The 18,311-nt window shown below is 74.8% G+C and carries 14 protein-coding genes; 8 read left to right on the top strand and 6 right to left on the bottom strand.

The features are described 5' to 3' along the window. Nucleotides 1-71 precede the first annotated feature (71 nt). The 7 genes from KZX60_RS03510 (at nucleotide 72) to KZX60_RS03480 (ending at nucleotide 10,896) form a co-directional block, all read left to right on the top strand. Entirely contained in the window at nucleotides 72-2,054 is a 1,983-nt protein-coding gene (locus KZX60_RS03510) for an amino acid permease (RefSeq protein WP_248115645.1), read from the top strand. Between the two features lie 60 nt (nucleotides 2,055-2,114). Beyond that, nucleotides 2,115-3,599 carry a TRAM domain-containing protein gene (locus KZX60_RS03505; RefSeq protein WP_248115644.1) on the top strand — a complete coding sequence of 495 codons (1,485 nt, stop codon included), beginning with the start codon at nucleotides 2,115-2,117 and terminating at the stop codon, nucleotides 3,597-3,599. A 338-nt stretch (nucleotides 3,600-3,937) separates the two neighbouring features. Next, the gene (gene acnA, locus KZX60_RS03500; protein ID WP_248115643.1) at nucleotides 3,938-6,640 is read left to right on the top strand and encodes an aconitate hydratase AcnA; all 2,703 of its coding nucleotides are present in this window, start codon (nucleotides 3,938-3,940) and stop codon (nucleotides 6,638-6,640) included. 128 nt (nucleotides 6,641-6,768) lie between these two features. Further along, a complete protein-coding gene (gene dxs / locus KZX60_RS03495; RefSeq protein WP_248115642.1) occupies nucleotides 6,769-8,835 on the top strand; it encodes a 1-deoxy-D-xylulose-5-phosphate synthase in 2,067 nt (688 codons plus the stop codon). Nucleotides 8,836-8,893: 58 nt separating this feature from the next. Next, nucleotides 8,894-9,493 (top strand): hypothetical protein, encoded by a 600-nt coding sequence (locus KZX60_RS03490; RefSeq protein ID WP_248115641.1) that lies wholly within the window; start codon nucleotides 8,894-8,896, stop codon nucleotides 9,491-9,493. A 3-nt stretch (nucleotides 9,494-9,496) separates the two neighbouring features. Next, complete coding sequence (locus KZX60_RS03485) at nucleotides 9,497-10,471, top strand: aldo/keto reductase (protein WP_248115640.1); 975 nt, start codon at nucleotides 9,497-9,499, stop codon at nucleotides 10,469-10,471. After that, nucleotides 10,471-10,896, top strand: a complete 426-nt coding sequence (locus KZX60_RS03480; protein ID WP_248115639.1) for a PLD nuclease N-terminal domain-containing protein — start codon at nucleotides 10,471-10,473, stop codon at nucleotides 10,894-10,896. The genes KZX60_RS03485 and KZX60_RS03480 overlap by 1 nt, the downstream gene beginning before the upstream one ends. A gap of 45 nt (nucleotides 10,897-10,941) precedes the next feature. Here the strand turns inward: KZX60_RS03480 and KZX60_RS03475 are convergent, their stop codons facing one another. Next, entirely contained in the window at nucleotides 10,942-11,472 is a 531-nt protein-coding gene (locus KZX60_RS03475; protein WP_248115638.1) for a Rieske (2Fe-2S) protein, read from the bottom strand. A 136-nt stretch (nucleotides 11,473-11,608) separates the two neighbouring features. Between KZX60_RS03475 and KZX60_RS03470 the strand changes: the two genes are divergently transcribed. Then, the gene (locus KZX60_RS03470) at nucleotides 11,609-12,262 is read left to right on the top strand and encodes a hypothetical protein (RefSeq protein WP_248115637.1); all 654 of its coding nucleotides are present in this window, start codon (nucleotides 11,609-11,611) and stop codon (nucleotides 12,260-12,262) included. A 166-nt stretch (nucleotides 12,263-12,428) separates the two neighbouring features. Here KZX60_RS03470 and KZX60_RS03465 read toward each other — a convergent pair whose 3' ends face one another. From KZX60_RS03465 to msrB, 5 genes are read right to left on the bottom strand one after another with little or no spacing between them, the layout of a single operon-like run. Next, complete coding sequence (locus tag KZX60_RS03465; protein WP_248115636.1) at nucleotides 12,429-14,612, bottom strand: 3-hydroxyacyl-CoA dehydrogenase NAD-binding domain-containing protein; 2,184 nt, start codon at nucleotides 14,610-14,612, stop codon at nucleotides 12,429-12,431. 42 nt (nucleotides 14,613-14,654) lie between these two features. Next, entirely contained in the window at nucleotides 14,655-15,932 is a 1,278-nt protein-coding gene (locus tag KZX60_RS03460; RefSeq protein WP_248115635.1) for a ribonuclease D, read from the bottom strand. Between the two features lie 23 nt (nucleotides 15,933-15,955). After that, the gene (locus tag KZX60_RS03455; RefSeq protein WP_248115634.1) at nucleotides 15,956-16,555 is read right to left on the bottom strand and encodes a DUF3000 domain-containing protein; all 600 of its coding nucleotides are present in this window, start codon (nucleotides 16,553-16,555) and stop codon (nucleotides 15,956-15,958) included. 59 nt (nucleotides 16,556-16,614) lie between these two features. Next, complete coding sequence (locus tag KZX60_RS03450; protein WP_248115633.1) at nucleotides 16,615-17,754, bottom strand: beta-eliminating lyase-related protein; 1,140 nt, start codon at nucleotides 17,752-17,754, stop codon at nucleotides 16,615-16,617. Continuing rightward, nucleotides 17,751-18,254 (bottom strand): peptide-methionine (R)-S-oxide reductase MsrB, encoded by a 504-nt coding sequence (msrB, locus tag KZX60_RS03445; protein WP_248115632.1) that lies wholly within the window; start codon nucleotides 18,252-18,254, stop codon nucleotides 17,751-17,753. The genes KZX60_RS03450 and msrB overlap by 4 nt, the downstream gene beginning before the upstream one ends. Nucleotides 18,255-18,311: the final 57 nt, after the last annotated feature.

Genomic DNA, 18,311 nt, shown 5'->3' with positions numbered 1-18,311 from the left:
CCTCGCACCGCCCCGGGCGCCCGCGGGAACGGGCGGGGCATGGCGGTGCGGGGCGGGGGTACCGTGGTGCGGTGACGACGCTGTCAGCGACCCTCCGCCGGGCACTGCTGGGACGACCCGTGGCCTCCACGGACGCCGCCGCCCCGCGCATGCCCCGGTGGCGCGCCCTCCCCGTGACCTCCGCCAACGCGCTCTCCTCCCTGGCCTACGCCCCGGACGAGATCATCCTGACCCTCGTGGCCTCGGGCACCGCCGCCCTCGCGCTCGGGCCCCTCGTGGGCTGGGCCGTCGTCGCGGTCATGGTGCTCATCGTCGCCTCGTTCCGGGCTGCCGTGGTGGCGGTGCCGCACGGGGGCATCTACCGCATGGCGCGCACCAAGCTGGGACCGCGCGCCGGGGTGCTCGCCTCGGCCGCCCTCCTGCTGGACTTCGTCTTCACCGCCGCCGTGTCCCTCGCGGCCTTCGCCCACTACGCCGCCGCCCTCGTGCCCTCGCTCGCGGAGCACCGCATGGCGGTGGCGTGCACGGCCCTGGGCCTCGTGCTGCTCCTGGCCCTGCGCGGATCGGACCGTGGCCGGGGCCGGCGCATCCTGCCGCTCGTGGTGGCCGCCTTCGTGCTCCTGCTGGCGGGCATGGTGGGGGCGGGCCTGTGGCAGGACGCGGGGGGCGCCCTGGGCCAGGCCGTGACCGCGGGACACACGGTGGACGGGTCCGGCGCCGGGCCCGTCGGCGCGGTGGCCACGGCCCTGCTGGCCCTGCGCGCCTTCAGCGCGGGCTCGGTCCTGCTCACGGGCGTGGAGGTCCCCGTCTCGGCCGCCCGCACGGTGGCGCATCCGGCCGTGCCCACCGTCCGCTGGCTCCTCACGATGATGGCCGCCGCCGTGGCGGCACTCACGGTCGGCGTCATGCACCTGGCCCACCGCACGGGCACCGTGGTGGCCCTGGACCCGGCCTCCCTGCGCGGCCCGGACGGCGCGCCGCTGCCCGAGGGCGCCGCGGCACCGCCCGTGATCGCCCAGCTCGCGGCCGCCGTCTTCGGACCGGGGAGCCCGCTGGCCGTGCTCACCATCGCGGCCACCGCGCTCCTGCTGCTCTTCGCCGCGAAGTCCGCGTTCCGCTCCTTCCCGGCCCTGACCTCCCGGCTCGCCGACGACGGCTACCTCCCGCGGCAGATGCGCGTGCGCGGCGACCGCCTGGTCCACACGTGGGGCGTCGTGGCCCTCGGCGCCGCCGCGGCGATCCTGCTGCTCGTCTTCCGCGCCCAGACCGCCCTGCTCGTCCAGCTGTACGTGATCGGCGTCCTGCTGGCCTTCACCCTCGCCCAGACGGGGATGCTGCGGCTGTGGCGCCGCCGGCTCGCGCACACCCCGGGCACGCGCGCCCGCGCCGCGGTGCGCCTGCGCCTCGGCATCACCGCCGTCGCGCTGGGCGTCACCGCGCTCGCCGGCGTCGTCGTGCTCGTGACGCGCTTCACGCAGGGGGCGTGGGTGGCGCTGCTCACGATCGTCGTGGGTGCGCTGGTCATGGGCCGGATCCACCGGCACTACGCCGCGGTGGGCCGCGAGCTCACGCCGGACGCCCACGACGACGCCCGTGCCCTGCCCTCGAGGGTGCACGTCGTCGTCGTGGTCTCCACCCTGAACAGGCCGGCGCTGCGGGCCATCGCGTACGCCCGCGCGACCCGCCCCTCGTCCCTGGAGGCCGTGGTGGTGGACGCGGACCGCGCGGTGACGGAACGGGTGATCGACGACTGGGACCGCGCCCGCATGCCGCTGCCGCTCACCGTGGTGGCCTCTCCCTACCGCGACACGGTGGTGCCGCTCGTGCGGCACCTGCGCGAGCGCCGGCGCCTCTCCCCGCGGGACCTGACCATGGTGTTCATCCCCGAGTACGTGGTGCGGCCGGGATGGCGGACGCTGCTGCACAACCGCACGGCCACGCGGCAGAAGAACCGCCTGCAGCGGGAGGCGGGAGTGATGGTGGGCTCGGTGCCGTGGCAGATCCGCGAGGGCGAAGAGCCGGGACCGCGTTCCGCGGCGAATCTGCGAGAATGATGGGACCAGTCGACGCCCGGTGCAAGGTCTGCGGCGCGCTGCTTCGCGAGAGGAGTCATCATGGCCGTCACTGACGCCACCACGGACATCACCGAGGTCGGGAGGATCATCGAGGTCGAGGCCGGGCAGATGGCGCACGGCGGCCACTGCGTCGCGCGCCACGAGGGACGTGTCGTGTTCGTCCGGCACGCGATGCCGGGGGAGAAGGTCAGGGTCGCCCTGACCGAGTGCGACCCGGGAGCGCGGTTCTGGCGCGGGGACGCCGTCGAGGTCCTTCGGCCCTCCGAGTTCCGCCGCATCCACCAGTGGAAGCTCGCGGACGTCATGCGCGCCCACGCCTCGGGCCGGCCCCCCGTGGGCGGCGCCGAGTTCGGCCACATCGTGGTGCCGCACCAGCGCCGCCTCAAGGCCCAGGTCTTCCGCGACACGGTCGCCCGGATCGCCGGCGTGACCCTCGACCCCGAGGTCTGCTTCGCGGGCGAGGAGGACGAGCCCACGGGCCAGCACTGGCGCACGCGCACCTCGTTCGCGGTGACCCCGCAGGGCCACATCGCGATGCATGCGCACCGCTCCACCACCCTCCTTCCCGTGCGCAACATGCCGCTGGGCGTGCCGGCCCTGGACGCCCTGGCCCTGTGGGACTGGGACTTCACGGGGGCGGCCCGCGTGGACGTGGCCACCCCGGCCAACGGCTCGCAGCCGCTGGTGCTCGTGACGCCCACCCCGCAGACCGCGGCGGACGAGGCCAAGCTCGGCCGACTGCGCACCCGCATCCGGCAGACCGCGAACGCCTCCGCCGTCGAGGTGTCCACCGGCCTCGCCATGCCCGGTCCCAAGCGCCACTCGCCCGTCACCGTGGAGCGCATCACGGGCCGCACGTGGGTCTCGGAGACCGTGAGGACGGAGCGCGGCGGCGAGCGCCGCTTCCGCGTCACGGGCGACGGCTTCTGGCAGGTCCACCAGCATGCCCCGGCCACCCTCGTGGACGCCGTGCTCGAGGACGCGCAGGCGCAGCCCGGCCAGATCGTGGCCGACCTCTACGCCGGCGCCGGGCTGTTCAGCGCCTTCCTCGCCGACGCGGTGGGCCCCGAGGGCCGCGTCTACTCCGTCGAGGCCTCGCGCGGCGCGTCGAAGGACGCCCGCCGGAACCTGCTCGGCGCCGAGCAGGCGATCGTGCTCAACGGCCCCACGGACAAGGTCCTGGGCAGCTGGCTCAAGCACCCGGAGCGCGCGGTGGCCGACGGCGGCCTGGCCGACACGGCCGTGGACACCGTGGTGCTCGACCCGCCGCGCTCCGGCGCGGGCCGCAGGGCCGTGGAGCGGATCCTCGCCCTCCGCCCGGGCCGCATCGTGTACGTCTCGTGCGACCCGGCCTCCTTCGCGCGCGACCTCGCGTGGCTGCGCGAGGGCGGCTACGAGGTGGAGCGCGCCCGCGTGTTCGACCTCTACCCGGACACCCACCACCTGGAGTCCGTGACCGTGCTGCGCCCGGCCGCGGACCTCGTGGCCGCGCCGGCCGTCGTGGAGACCCCCGCCGCCGAGTGACCCGCCGGACCCCACGGGGGGGGGGGGGGGGGGGGGGGGGGGGGGGGCGCCGGCCCCCCCCCCCCCCCCCGCCCCCCCGCGGCCCCCCCCGCCCCCCCCGGGGGGGGGCGCCGCCGGCCGCCGTCGCCCCACGCCCCCGTCACGTCCGCGGCCGCAGTGCGTCGCCACACAGGGGAAGAGAGCCCCGGGGCGGGGCGGGCACGCGGTAGGCTGGGCGGCAGTGCGGCGCCTGCGACTCAGGTGACGGCCCTGTGAGGACCGTCACGGACGAGGACCCGGTGCCGACCCCCACTGGACGAGTGCCCGGGACGAACCCGGGCGGGAATAGGAGTCCTCCCGTGACCACTGTTGACAGCTTCGGGTCGAAGGGCGTCCTCGACGTCGCCGGCGCCGAGTACGAGATCTTCCGCCTCAACGCGGTGGAGGGCGCTGAGAAGCTGCCCTACTCCCTCAAGGTGCTGCTGGAGAACCTGCTGCGCACCGAGGACGGTGCCAACGTCACCGCCGAGCAGATCAGGGCCCTGGCCTCGTGGGATCCCTCCGCGCAGCCGGACACCGAGATCCAGTTCACCCCCGCCCGCGTCATCATGCAGGACTTCACCGGCGTGCCCTGCGTCGTGGACCTGGCCACCATGCGCGAGGCCATCAAGGACCTCGGCGGCGACCCCGCCCGCGTGAACCCGCTCTCCCCGGCCGAGCTGGTCATCGACCACTCGGTGCAGATCGACGTGTTCGGCAACGACCAGGCGGTCGAGCGCAACATGGAGATCGAGTACGAGCGCAACGGCGAGCGCTACAAGTTCCTGCGCTGGGGCCAGACCGCGTTCGACGACTTCAAGGTCGTCCCCCCGGGCATGGGCATCGTCCACCAGGTCAACATCGAGCACCTGGCCCGCACCGTCATGACCCGCGAGGTCGACGGCGTGCTGCGCGCCTACCCCGACTCCTGCGTCGGCACCGACTCGCACACCACCATGGTCAACGGCCTGGGCGTGCTGGGCTGGGGCGTGGGCGGCATCGAGGCCGAGGCCGCGATGCTCGGCCAGCCGGTCTCCATGCTCATCCCGCGCGTCGTGGGCTTCAAGCTGACCGGCTCCATCCCGGCCGGCGCTACCGCCACCGACGTGGTGCTGACGATCACCGAGATGCTGCGGCAGCACGGCGTGGTGGGCAAGTTCGTGGAGTTCTACGGCGAGGGCGTCGGCTCCGTGCCGCTGGCCAACCGCGCCACCATCGGCAACATGTCCCCGGAGTTCGGCTCCACGGCCGCGATCTTCCCGATCGACGACGTGACGCTCGAGTACCTGCGCCTCACCGGCCGCTCCGAGGAGCAGGTCGCCCTCGTGGGGGCCTACACCAAGGAGCAGGGGATGTGGCACGACCCCTCCACCGAGGTCGCCTACTCGGAGTACCTCGAGCTGGACCTCTCCACGGTGGTCCCCTCGATCTCCGGCCCCAAGCGCCCGCAGGACCGCATCGTCCTCTCCGACTCCAAGGAGACGTTCCGCAAGGACCTGCACAACTACGCCACGGACGACGAGGCCGGCGAGGGCCGTCCCTCCAAGCTCGTGGACGTGGCCATGGAGGACGGCCGCCGGTTCCAGCTGGACCACGGCGCCGTGTCGATCGCCTCGATCACCTCGTGCACCAACACCTCGAACCCCTCCGTGATGATGGCCGCGGGCGTGCTGGCCCGCAACGCGCTGGCCAAGGGCCTGACCTCCAAGCCGTGGGTGAAGACCTCCGTGGCCCCGGGCTCCCGCGTCGTGACCGACTACTACGAGAAGTCGGGCCTGCGCGAGTCCCTCAACGGCCTCGGCTTCAACGTGGTCGGCTACGGCTGCACCACCTGCATCGGCAACTCGGGCCCGCTCGAGCAGGAGATCTCCGAGGCGATCCAGGAGAACGACCTCTCCGTGACCGCGGTGCTCTCCGGCAACCGCAACTTCGAGGGCCGCATCAACCCGGACGTGAAGATGAACTACCTCGCGTCCCCGCCGCTCGTGGTGGCCTACGCGCTGGCCGGCACCATGGACTTCGACTTCGAGAACGAGGCCCTGGGCCAGGACGCGGACGGCAACGACGTGTTCCTGAAGGACATCTGGCCGGACCCCACCGAGGTCCAGAAGATCATCGACGAGTCGATCGACACCGAGATGTTCACGAACCAGTACGGCACCATCTTCGACGGCGACGAGCGCTGGCAGTCCCTCGAGACCCCCACCGGCGACACGTTCGCCTGGGACGCGGACTCCACCTACGTCCGCAAGCCCCCGTACTTCGAGGGCATGCAGGCGCAGCCGGAGCCGGTGGCGGACATCGCCGGTGCCCGCGTGCTGCTGAAGCTGGGCGACTCGGTCACCACCGACCACATCTCCCCGGCGGGCTCGTTCAAGTCGGACACCCCGGCGGGCCGCTACCTGCTGGAGAACGGCGTGGAGCGCAAGGACTTCAACTCGTACGGCTCGCGCCGCGGCAACCACGAGGTGATGATCCGCGGCACCTTCGCGAACATCCGCATCAAGAACCAGCTCCTGGACGGCATCGAGGGCGGCTTCACCCGCGACTTCTCCCAGGACGGCGCCCCGCAGGCCTACGTGTACGACGCGGCGCAGAACTACGCCGCCGCGGGCACCCCGCTGGTGGTGCTGGGCGGCAAGGAGTACGGCTCCGGCTCGTCCCGTGACTGGGCCGCGAAGGGCACCGCGCTCCTGGGCGTGAAGGCCGTCATCGCGGAGTCCTTCGAGCGCATCCACCGCTCGAACCTCATCGGCATGGGCGTGCTCCCGCTGCAGTTCCCGTCCGGCGAGTCCGCGGACTCCCTGGGCCTCTCCGGCACCGAGACCTTCGACATCGCCGGGGTGACGGAGCTCAACGAGGGCCGCACGCCGAAGACCCTGAAGGTCACCGCCACCGGCGAGGACGGCAAGGTCACCGAGTTCGACGCGGTCCTGCGCATCGACACCCCCGGTGAGGCCGACTACTACCGCAACGGCGGCATCCTGCAGTACGTGCTGCGCCAGATGGTCGCCAAGGCCTGATCCGCGCACGGGCCCCGTTCGCGGGGCCGCCCGACGCCGGCCCGTCGCCTCCCACGCGGAGGCGGCGGGCCGGCGTCGTCCTCGGCCTCCGCGCCCGCGCGCGGGGAGCGGAGTACCCTGGACGGACTATGAACGAACCGTCCCGCGCCAGCCGCCCCCAGGACACCGGTGCACCCCTGCTGCCCCAGATCACGTCTCCGGAGGCCCTCGAGGGCCTCTCCGAGGAGGAGCTGACGCGGCTGGCGGCGGAGATCCGCGCGTTCCTCATCGCCCACGTCTCCCAGACGGGCGGCCACCTCGGCCCCAACCTCGGCGTGGTGGAGCTGACGCTCGCCGTGCACCGCGTGTTCTCCTCCCCGCGGGACGCGGTCATCTTCGACACGGGCCACCAGTCCTACGTGCACAAGCTGCTCACGGGGCGCCAGGACTTCACCACGCTGCGGCAGCAGGGCGGCCTGTCCGGCTACGGCGACCGCGCCGAGTCTGAGCACGACGTCGTCGAGTCCTCGCACGCCTCCTCCTCCCTCTCCTGGGCCGACGGGATCGCCCGTGCGTGGTGGCAGACGTGCCAGCGGGACCGCACCGTGGTCGCGGTGATCGGGGACGGCGCCCTCACCGGCGGCATGGCCTGGGAGGCGATCAACAACATCGCCGGCGATCGCAACCGGCGCGTGGTGATCGTGGTGAACGACAACGGCCGCTCGTACGCCCCCACCGTGGGCGGCCTGGCCGACCACCTCGGCGGGCTGCGCCGCGGAGTGCTGGACAAGGTCCGCACGCACCGGCGCTACGAGCAGACCCTGGACTACATGAAGCGCCGCCTGCAGGAGGGCGGCACGGCGGGCCACCTCCTCTACCGCCCGCTGCACGCGGCGAAGAAGGGCCTCAAGGACCTCTGGGCGCCGCAGGGCCTGTTCGAGGACCTGGGCATGAAGTACATCGGCCCCGTCGACGGGCACGACGTGGAGGCCATGGAGGAGGCCCTCGACGACGCCCGCGCCTACGGCGGACCCGTGATCGTGCACGCCATGACCGAGAAGGGCCACGGCTATGCACCGGCCGTGGCGAACGAGGCGGACCAGTTCCACGCGATCGGCCGGATCGACCCGTCCACGGGCGAGCCCGTCACGTCCGACACGGCGCAGTCCTGGACCAACGTGTTCGGCGAGGAGATGGTGGACATCGCCCGCGAGCGCCCGGACGTCGTGGCCATCACGGCCGCCATGATGAACCCGGTGGGCCTGGCGCCCATGGCCCTGGAGTTCCCGGACCGCGTGTTCGACGTCGGCATCGCGGAGCAGCACGCCGTCACCTCCGCGGCGGGCATGGCCTTCGGCGGCCTGCACCCCGTGGTGGCCGTGTACGCCACGTTCCTCAACCGCGCGTTCGACCAGGTGCTCATGGACGTGGGCCTGCACCGCGCCGGGGTGACGTTCGTGCTGGACCGCGCCGGCGTGACCGGCCCGGACGGCCCGAGCCACCACGGCATGTGGGACCTCGCCCTGCTCCAGACCGTGCCGGGGCTGCGGATCGCGGCCCCGCGCGACGCCGAGACCCTGCGCGAGGAGCTGCGCGAGGCCGTGGCGGTGACCGACGCGCCCACCGTGGTGCGCTTCGCGAAGGGCTCGGTGGGCGAGCCCGTGCGCGCCCTCGAGCGCCTCGAGGACGGCACGGACGTGCTCTCCCGGATCGGCCCGGCCGCCCACGAGGACGACGCCGACCGCGACGTGCTGATCGTGGCCGTCGGCGCGATGGCCGAGCTCGGGCTCGACGTCGCGCAGCGCCTGAGCCGCCAGGGCATCACCGCCACCGTCGTGGATCCCCGGTGGGTCCTGCCGGTGGCCGGGTCCGTGATCCGCCTGGCCGCGCGCCACCGGATCGTGGTGTGCCTCGAGGACGGCGTCCGCGCCGGCGGCGTGGGCTCCCGCATCCGCCAGGAGATGCGTGCCGCGGGCGTGGACACCGCCCTGAACGAGGTCGGCCTGCCCGTCGAGTTCCTCGCCCACGGCACGCGCGCCGAGGTGCTGGACCGCGTCGGCCTGACCGCCCAGCGCATCGCGCAGGACACCGTGGCCCAGGTGCTGGGCGCCAAGGTGCCGTACGCGCGGCCCGTGTCCGGCGCCGTGCCGGAGTCCGGCATGCCCGGCGTGGCCCCGTCCAGCCCCGAGGACGCGCGGCGCACGTCCGATCGCTGAGCGCCGGCCGCCGTCGTCGCCCTCCCCACCCACTGACCCCCGACGCCAGGAGCACCCCATGAGCATCGTCCGCCTGTACCGCGACGTCACCGCCGAGGACGGCACGCGCCGCTTCGAGTACCGCGAGGCGTGGTGCGAGCCCGGCTCCGGGCAGTTCACCGTGCACCACGGCCGCGTCGGCGCGGTCGGCACGGTGGGGGACCAGCCCGTGGCCGACGACGCCGAGGGCGAGGAGCTGCTGGCCGCCTTCGTGGCGCAGGGCCGCGAGGAGGGCTTCGCCGAGCTCGCCGACGACGCCCTGACCACGCTGTCCGTGACCTACCGCCTGCGGGGGCGGACGAGCACGCCGATCGAGGCTCAGCACGCGGACGCCCTGCGCTCGGAGATCACCCACCAGCTCGCGTGGCGCGGTCTCGGCGACGTCGAGGACGTCGCGGAGGAGGAGGGCCGGCTCGTGCTCATCGTCCGCACGCCCCACGCTGCCAAGGCCGAGGCGGAGATCCCGGCCGCCGCCAAGCGCGCGCACGGCGTCCAGCCGAACAAGGTGGAGGTGCACCGCGGGGACCTGCGCCCGGCGGACGCCTCGGCCCATGGTGCGGCGGACGCGGAGGCGGACGCCGACGTCGTGGACGCTGCGGCCGAGACCCGGGAGGCCTGAGCGATGCGCACCGTGCGACTGGGCCGCTCCGGCCTCACCGTCTCCGTGGTCGGGCTGGGCTGCAACAACCTGGGCCGTCCCGGCACCGCCACGATGGAGCAGGCGGGCACCGACGCCGTCGTCGGCGCCGCGCTGGATGCGGGCATCACCTTCTTCGACGTCGCGGACATCTACGGCGCCGAGCCCGGCCTCTCCGAGGAGCGCCTCGGCACCGCCCTGGGCTCCCGCCGCGACGAGGTGGTGCTGGGCACCAAGTTCGGCATGGAGATGGGCGGGGCGAACGGGCCCGACGGCGGCGCCCGCGGTTCGCGCGCGTACATCGTCAGGGCGGTGGAGGCGTCGCTGCGCCGGCTCGGCACCGAGTGGATCGACCTGTACCAGTTCCACACGCCCGATCCCGGCACGCCGATCGACGAGACGCTGCGGGCGCTCGACGACCTCGTGCGGGCGGGCAAGGTCCGCTACGTCGGGCACTCGAACCGCACCGGCTGGCAGATCGCGCAGGCCGAGTACGTGGCGCGCGAGCTCGGCACCGAGCGGTTCGTCTCGGCGCAGAACCACTACAACCTCCTGGACCGCCGCGCCGAGCTGGAGGTCGTCCCCGCGGCCGCGGAGTTCGGCCTGGGCGTGCTGCCCTACTTCCCGCTGGCCAACGGCCTGCTGACGGGGAAGTACTCGCAGGGTGCGGCGCCCGAGGGCTCACGGCTCTCCCACGTGCGGCAGCACATGGTGGACGAGGCGGACCTGGAGCAGCTGGCCGCGTTCGGGGCGTTCGCGCGCGAGCGCGGCATCACCGAGGTGCAGGCGGCCGTCGGCTGGCTCGCCGCGCAGGGGCCGGTGGCGTCCGTGATCGCGGGGGCCACGCGTCCCGAGCAGGTCGCCGAGAACGCGAAGGCCTCCGACTGGGAGCCCACGGCCGAGGACCTCGCGGAGCTCGACGCGCTCTTCCCGGGCCCGGAGAAGGTGGCGCTGTTCTGATGCCCCTCGTGCCCTCGCCGGCCGAGATGGCCCTGGGGTGGAGCGTGTCCCTGACCGCGGGGGCGATCTGGGTGGGCGGGCTCGTCTCGCTCGCGCGCGGCCCCCTCGACCACCGGGCCCGCCTGCCGTGGGTCGTGTCCATGCTGATCCTGCCGGTGCTCGGGGCGCTCATCTGGTTCTGGTGGCGGCACCGCTACTACCCGGCGCGGCGGCGTGAGCAGCCCGGCTGGGACCCCAACCGGCGCGAGGTCGCGGCGCTGCCGCCGTCGCGGGGCAGCCGCACGCCCGCGCCCAGCCGGCGGGGCCGGCCCGATCCGTACGCCGGTCACGCCGCCCCGGAGGGACTGCTGCCGCGCCGGCGCTTCGGCATGGAGGAGTTCGCCGCGCCGGCAGGCCCCGGGCGGGAGCGCGGCGACGACGTCTGATCTCCCAGGACTCGCCGCGCCGCTCGGTTCCGGGCGTGCGCGGGCTCAGAGCTTGACGACCACCTGGTCGCCGTCGATGGCGGCCTCGTAGTCCATGAGGGGCTGGCGCGCGGGGCCGCCGAAGGGCTTGCCGGTCTCCACGTCGAAGTGGGAGCCGTGGCACGGGCACGCGTAGGCCGTCCCCTCGGGGCGGTCCACCACCTGGAGCAGGCAGCCCTGGTGCGTGCACACGTTCGAGTACGCGGTCACCGTGGACTCGTCCACGCGGTGCATCAGCAGCGTGCGGCCCTCCACCTCCACGGACGTCGTGGCGCCCACGGGCAGCTCCGAGACGGCGAGGGCGGGCGTCCTGGCGGCGCCGACGTAGTGGTCCTGCGCCGTGTCCTCCGCGCGGATCTCATCCGTGCAGCCGGAGAGGACGAGGGAGCCGGCACCCACGGCGGCGACGGCGGCGCCGCGGCCGAGCACGGTGCGGCGGGTGGTGCCGGGCTGGGCGTCCTGGGGGGCGCAGTGGCCGCAGCAGCCGGTCTCGGCGGCGGGGGCGGGCTGGGAAGAGCGGGTGTCCTGCGTGGTCATACCCCCATTGTTCCACTCGGCGGACCGGGCGCCTCCCCGCGTGCGGTGCGCGGGGGAGGGTGAGAGGATCGTGAGCCGACCCGCCGTCGTCGTGCGTGAGAGCGCGGCGAGACCGACCGAGACCAGGAGACCCGCCGTGGCCGACACCGCCCGCCCCGCCTTCGACCTGACCCCGTTCGAGCGCTGGGAGGCCGTGACCCTGCGCGGGGAGCACGTGGGCTTCCTGTTCCGGCGGCTCGCCGAGGGCGTGCTCACCTCCCGCATGGGCTTCGCCCCCACCGCGGTGCAGCGCGCGGCGACCCCGGACCTGCCGGATCGGTTCTTCGCGCAGAGCCAGGTGGCCTTCACCGACGACGGGGCGACGTGGGTTTGGACGTCCTATGAGGACTCCGCCACGGAGCAGCGCGTGCGGATCGAGCGCGAGCGCGCGGGGCTGGGGGAGGACGTCGTGCCCTCCTACGCGGAGCACCTGCTGATGGGACCCGCGGCCGAGGCGGCGCTCACGTTCGTGCGGCTCGAGGAGGCATCCCCGCTGCAGGGGCCGGTGCGCATGCCGGAGGCGACGCTGCGGCCGGCCGGCGGCGATGCCGGTGCGGGGGCCGAGGGCGGCGTGCGGGTGGACGTGGTGAGCGAGGGCGTGGTGATCGGCTCGCATCACGTGCGCGAGGGCGCCGTGACGGCCTCGGACTGGGGTGGCGGGACGGCGTCCGCGCCGGTGGCCGGCAGGGACGAGGCGCTCGCCGGGCTGGGCGCGCAGCTGGTGACGTTCGCCGGACTGCCGGTGGAGTGAGGCGGGGCGGGCACCAGCGCCGCCAGGGACATGACCTGCCACCCGGCCAGCGCCCATCCGACGCCGAACGTGCGCGCCCTCGTGCCGCCGCTGCCGTGGGAGCGGTACGCCGGCGGCCCCGCCACCCTTCCGCGGTGACGGGGCCGCCGGCGCCGGGATGCCGGCCTCAGCCGTGGAAGCGCGTCCCGTTGACCCGCTCGGACGCGCCGGAGTCGTCGAGGTACCCCGTGATGCCGCCCAGGTGCAGCGGCCAGCCGGCGCCCAGGATCATGCACAGGTCCACGTCCTCGGGGGCGGCCACCACCTCCTCCTCCAGCAGCAGGCCGATCTCCTCGGCCAGGGCGTCCTCCACGCGGTGCAGCAGCTCCTCGGCCGTCTGCGGGGCGTCGCCCTGCTCGAGCAGCGCGGCGGTCGCGGCCGGGATCTCCTCGCCCGTCGCGCCGGCGGCCTCCTCGCTCTCGGCGCCGCCGCGCACGTCCTTGGCCCAGATCGCGGTCTTGCCGGCGTCGATGAGGCGCTGGAGGTTCGCGGACACCGGGAAGCGCTCGGCCCCGAAGGCGGCCTGCAGCGATTCGGAGACGTGCTGCGCCACGGGGATGCCCACCATCGCCAGGAGCGTGAACGGGGTCATCGGCAGGGCCAGCTCGTCCAGGGCGTGGTCGGCGGTGTGCGCGTCGGTGCCCTCGTCGAAGGAGTTCTGCACCTCGCCCATCATGCGCAGCAGCACGCGGTTGACCACGAAGGCCGCCGCGTCGTTGACGAGCACGCCGGTCTTGCGGAGGCGGCGGGCCAGCTCGAACGCGGTGGCCACGGCCTCGTCCGAGGTCTCGGCCACGCGGACGATCTCGATGAGCGGCATCTGGGCCACCGGGTTGAAGAAGTGGAAGCCGACGAGGCGCTCCGGGTTCTGGAGCACCTCGGCCATCGCGGCCACGGACAGGCTGGAGGTGTTGGTCGCCAGGATCGCGTCCGGGCGCACGATGCCCTCCAGCTCGCGGAACACCGCGCGCTTGACCTCGAGCTCCTCGAACACGGCCTCGATGACGACGTCGGCGTCCGCGTAGACGGACTTGTCCGTGTCCGCGGTGATGAGCCCGGCGAGCGCCTCGCCCTGCTCCGCGCTCATCCGGCCCTTGGCCACCTGCTTCTCGATCTGCCCCTGCACGCCGGCGAGGCCGCGCTCGACACGCTCGGCGTCCATGTCCGTCATCACGACGGGCACCCCGAGCTGCTGGGCGAACACCAGGGCCAGCTGACCGGCCATCAGGCCCGCACCGACCACGCCGACCTTGCGGACCTCGCGGGCCTGGTCCGCCCCGGGATCGCCCGCCGGCCTCTTCGCACGGCGCTGGACGACGTCCAGGAACGCGTACACGGTGCGGCGGAACTCGGGGGAGCCGATGAGCTCCTGGAGCGCCTCGGCCTCGTGCTCGGCCGACTCCTCGCGCGTGCGCGTGCGGGCACCGACGAACAGCTCCTCGACGTGGCGGCGCGCCGGGAGGTGGCGCCCCGGGCGCGCGGCCTGGAGCTGCTCGAGCGCCGCGAGCGCGCGCTCCCACGCTGCGTCGGAGACGTCGCGGCCGTGGTGCTCGGACTGCGCCTCCTCGGTCTGGCCCTCGCCCGTGAGGATGCGCGCGGCGAACGCCAGGCCGGCCTCCAGCAGGTCGCCCTCGGCCACCGCGTCCATGAGCCCCAGCTCGTACGCGGCCTTCGCGTCCAGGGTCCGGTTGTTGTCCAGCGGGTTCTTCACCAGGACGCCGACGGCGGCCTCGGGGCCGATCAGGTGCGGCATGCGCCACACGCCGGACCAGCCGGGCACGAGGCCCAGCCGGACCTCGGGCAGTCCGAAGCCCTTGGCGCCCGCGGCCACCACGCGGTGCTCGGCCGCGAGGGCGAGCTCGAGCCCGCCGCCGAGCGCCGTCCCGTTGACGAAGGCGAAGGTCCGGGCGGGGAACGCGTCGAGCCGGTCGTAGGCGGCGTGGCCGAGCCGGGCCAGGTCGCGGCCGATGCCCGCCTGCGGGTCCCCGGCGTCCTCGATGCCCGCGATCAGCGAGAGGTCGGCGCCGGCGGCGAAGGTGCCCTCCGTGCCGGTGACCGCCAGGGCCTGGATCTCGCCGGCCTCGGCCCGCGCGGCCTGGGCGTCCAGGGCGCGGGCGAGCCCCAGCAGCGAGGCCGGGCCCAGCGTCGCCGGCCGCTTCGGGCCCTGGCCGTTGTCCAGGGTGAGGAGGGCGAGGGTGCCCACGCCGCCGGGCAGCGCGTGGTCGGTGACCTCGATGTGGGTGACGACCTCGTCCGGGGTGATTCCGGGCAGGTGGCCGAAGGCGTCCAGGGGAGCGGGGCGTTGTGTCATGGCTCTCACTCTAACCGTGACGCGCCGTCCCAGGAACGCCGCTCAGTCCTCCACGGGGTCCGGATCCAGCAGGGCCACGGTCAGGACCGCGGCCACGTTCTCCACCTGCCACGGCCGCGCCCCGCGCTCGCGGAGGGCGTCCTCCACGGACTCGGGGGTGAGCGGCGTGGGCGGCTCCCAGCAGATCCGGCGCAGCGTGTCCGGGGTGAGCAGGTTCTCGGTGGGCATGTCGAGCTGCTCCGCGCGGCGGGCCACGCGCGCCTTCGCGGTCTTGAGCCTCCGGTCGGCGAGCGGGTCGCGATCGCGCCACGCCCGCGGCGGCGGCGGGGCGTCCCCGCCGCGCACGTGCAGGGGCGGGGCTGCGCCGTCGGCGGTGTCCTCGAGCCCGGCGCGGATCGCGGCGATCCAGCGGGGCGCCTCCCGGGACGCGGAGCGGCCATGGAAGCCGGAGGTGTCCCGCAGCGCGGGGACCGTGCGGGGCTGCGCGGTGGCGGCGGCCACGAGCGAGCGGTCGGGGATGAGCCGGCCGGGGGCGACGTCCCGGTGTCGGGCCAGCTCCTCGCGGGCCTCCCACAGGCGGCGCAGCACGGCCAGCTGTGCGGGTCGGCGCAGGCTGTGCGAGCCGGAGGTGCGGCGCCACGGGTCCGTGCGCGGGGCGGGCGGGGGCGCCAGCCGGGCGGTCTCGAACTCCTGGCGCGCCCACTCCGTCTTGCCCTGCTCCTCCAGCAGCGCGGCGAGCGCGTCCCTCAGCGGCACGAGCAGCTCGACGTCGAGGGCCGCGTAGGCCAGCCAGCCCTCGGGCAGCGGCCGGGTGGACCAGTCCGCCGCCGAGTGCTCCTTGGCCAGGGTGACCCCGAGCATCGCCTCCAGGACGGCGGCCAGGCCCACGCGGGGCAGCCCGGCCAGGCGGGCGGCCAGCTCCGTGTCGAACAGGGCGTCCGGGCGCAGCCCCTGCTCGGCCAGGCAGGGCAGGTCCTGGCTGGCCGCGTGGAGGACCCACTCGACCCCGCTCAGGGCCTCGGCCAGCGGCTCCAGGCCGTCGAAGGCCTCCGGGTCCACGAGCCAGATGCCCGCGCCCGCGCGCTTGAGCTGCACGAGCATCGCGCGCTGGCCGTAGCGGATGCCGGAGGCGCGCTCGGCGTCCACGGCCACCGGTCCGGTGCCCGCCGCGATGGCGCGGGCGCAGGCCTCGAGCCCGGCGGGGGTGTCGGTCACATGCGGGGTCCCGCCCTCGGGCTCGGTGATGAGCCGGGGCGCGGGGGCCTCCCCGGCGGCCTCGTCGGGGGACGGCTGTCCCGGTGCGGACGCGGCCTGGGTCATGGAGTGCTCCTGCTGGTGGGTCGTCAGTGGGTGGGGTGGGGGAGAGCGGCGGACTCGGGCGGCAGGCCGGCGAAGGCGCAGATCATGTCCGACCACGCCTCCAGGTGCGCCCCGAGATCCCGCCCGCTCGGGGTCCAGGAGGCGCGCAGCTCGATGTCCGTCACGTCCGGCTCGCCGGCCAGGGTGCCGAAGCTCTCCGCGAGCTGGCGCGTGGCCACGCCTCCGGCCTCGGTGTGCTCGGCGTGCCGGGTCTCCAGGGCCTCCACGAGCCAGGTCCAGGCGACGGCGCCGGCGAGGTGGTCCGTGGCGACGTCGGGCTCCAGGCTCGCCCGGATGTACGTGACCGCGCGGAACCGGCCCCGCCACTGCGGCGAGCCGGCCGGATCGTGCAGGAGCACGAAGCGGCCCGTGGCCAGCACGGGGCTGGCCGGGTTCTCCGCGGCGACGTCCTCGCACACGTCCGCGGCCAGGGCCACGGCGTGCGGGGCGAGACCGGGCGGGGCCGGGATCTCGCGCAGGCGCACGGGGGTGCGGGGCCGGGCGTCGCGCAGTTCCGCGAGCGCCCGGCGGAACTCCGCGGGCACCTCGGCGCGCGCGGCGTGGGGCGCCCCGGTGACGGTCATGCCCGACAGCGTAGGCGGGCCGGTGCGCGTCGCGGCGCAGGGCGCGCCGTCGGCGGTCCTCAGCGCCGGGCCGCCAGGGCCTGGCCGAGCGCGTCCGTGAACCCGGCGACGTCCTCGCGGGAGGTGTCCCACGAGGTCATCCAGCGCACCTCGCCGGTGGCGGGGTTCCAGTCGTAGAACGGGTAACGGGCGCGCACCGCGTCGGCGGCGGCCGGGTCCAGGACGGCGAACACCGCGTTGGCCTCGGGCTGACGGGAGAGCTCCACCCCCTCGAGCGCGGACACGCGCTCGGCCAGCAGGCGGGCCATGGCGTTGGCGTGGTCCGCCAGGCGCACGCCGAGGTCGTCGGTGAGCAGGGCCAGCAGCTGCGCGGAGAGGTAGCGCTGCTTCGAGGCCAGCTGCATCGAGGACTTGCGCAGGTACCCCAGGGACATCTGCGCCGCGGAGTCCGCGTCGCGCTCGCGGCCCGGCACGTCGCGGTCGGTGACCATGGCCGCGGTGGCCACGGCCTCCGGGTTCAGCACGACCACGGCCTCCGCGCCCAGCGCACCGTTCTTCGTGCCGCCGAAGGAGACCGCGTCCACGCCGGCGTCGGTGGTGAACTCCCGCAGGGGCACACCCAGGGCGGCGGCCGCGTTGCACAGGCGGGCGCCGTCCATGTAGACGCTCAGCCCGGCGGCGTGGGCGGCGTCGGCGAGCGCCCGCACCTCCTGCGCCGAGTACACGGTGCCGACCTCGGTGGCCTGGGCGATCTCCACCACGGCCGGCTGCACCGTGTGGACGAATCCGAAGGAGCCCAGCACGGGCGTGAGGAGCGCGGGAGTGAGCTTGCCGTCGTCGCCCGTGGAGACCGGGAGCAGGGAGAGCCCGCCGACCTGCACGGGGGCGCCGCCCTCATCCGTGGCGATGTGCGCGTGGCTAGCGCACACCACCGCTCCCCACGGGGGCGTCAGGGCCCGCAGTGCGACGACGTTCGCGCCCGTGCCGTTGAACACCGGCAGCGCGAAGGCCCGCTCGCCGAAGGTCGCGCGGACGCGCTCCTGCAGCGCCGCCGTCACGGGGTCCTCGCCGTAGGCCCGCGCGTGGCCCGCGTCCGCGTCCAGCATGGCGGCCCACACGTCCGGATGGACGCCCGCGTAGTTGTCGGAGGCGAAGGCGCGCAGGTCGGCGGGCGACGTCGGCGCCCCCGGGGCGCTCACGCCGCGTCGCCCGGCGTGTCGGACGCGTCGGCGGAGGGCACGTCGGACGGGCTGAGGCGCAGCGAGATCGAGTTGATGCAGTAGCGCAGGTCCGTGGGCGTGCCGTAGCCCTCGCCCTGGAACACGTGGCCCATGTGGGAGCCGCACCCGGCGCAGCGCACCTCGATCCGCTGCATGCCGAGGGTCTCGTCCTTGATGTACTCCACGCGGTCCTCGGCCAGGGGTGCGAAGAAGGAGGGCCAGCCGCAGTGGGAGTCGAACTTCTCGTCCGAGCGGAACAGCTCCGCCCCGCACGCGCGGCACGCGTACACGCCCTGCACGTGGGAGTCCCAGTACTCGCCCGTGTAGGGGCGCTCCGTGCCGGCGCGGCGCAGGACCTGGAACTCCTCCGGGGTGAGGCGGCGCGCCCACTCCTCCTCGGTGAGGGCCGCGGAGTGCGGCGTCGCGGGCGGGGCGGCGTGCGGAGGGGTGTCCGGGGATGCGGTCTCGTGGGTGCTCATGGTCCGCACAACGCCCGCGCCGCTCGCCCTGTTCCCCGCCGGGCCGGCCGGATCGGC

The sequence above is a fragment of the Micrococcus sp. EYE_212 genome (genome assembly GCF_023147585.1).
Lineage (GTDB): Bacteria > Actinomycetota > Actinomycetes > Actinomycetales > Micrococcaceae > Micrococcus.
Note: the sequence above shows the minus strand (reverse complement) of the source record. Positions and strands in the feature narration are given on the sequence as shown.

Bases quoted from the DNA above. Each gene is read 5' to 3' on its own strand.
- KZX60_RS03505 (WP_248115644.1), top strand. From the start codon at position 2,115: ATGGCCGTCACTGACGCCACCACGGACATCACCGAGGTCGGGAGGATC.
- KZX60_RS03485 (WP_248115640.1), top strand. From the start codon at position 9,497: ATGCGCACCGTGCGACTGGGCCGCTCCGGCCTCACCGTCTCCGTGGTC.
- dxs (WP_248115642.1), top strand. From the start codon at position 6,769: ATGAACGAACCGTCCCGCGCCAGCCGCCCCCAGGACACCGGTGCACCC.
- KZX60_RS03465 (WP_248115636.1), bottom strand. From the start codon at position 14,612: ATGACACAACGCCCCGCTCCCCTGGACGCCTTCGGCCACCTGCCCGGA.
- KZX60_RS03460 (WP_248115635.1), bottom strand. From the start codon at position 15,932: ATGACCCAGGCCGCGTCCGCACCGGGACAGCCGTCCCCCGACGAGGCC.
- KZX60_RS03480 (WP_248115639.1), top strand. From the start codon at position 10,471: ATGCCCCTCGTGCCCTCGCCGGCCGAGATGGCCCTGGGGTGGAGCGTG.
- msrB (WP_248115632.1), bottom strand. From the start codon at position 18,254: ATGAGCACCCACGAGACCGCATCCCCGGACACCCCTCCGCACGCCGCC.
- KZX60_RS03455 (WP_248115634.1), bottom strand. From the start codon at position 16,555: ATGACCGTCACCGGGGCGCCCCACGCCGCGCGCGCCGAGGTGCCCGCG.
- KZX60_RS03475 (WP_248115638.1), bottom strand. From the start codon at position 11,472: ATGACCACGCAGGACACCCGCTCTTCCCAGCCCGCCCCCGCCGCCGAG.
- KZX60_RS03490 (WP_248115641.1), top strand. From the start codon at position 8,894: ATGAGCATCGTCCGCCTGTACCGCGACGTCACCGCCGAGGACGGCACG.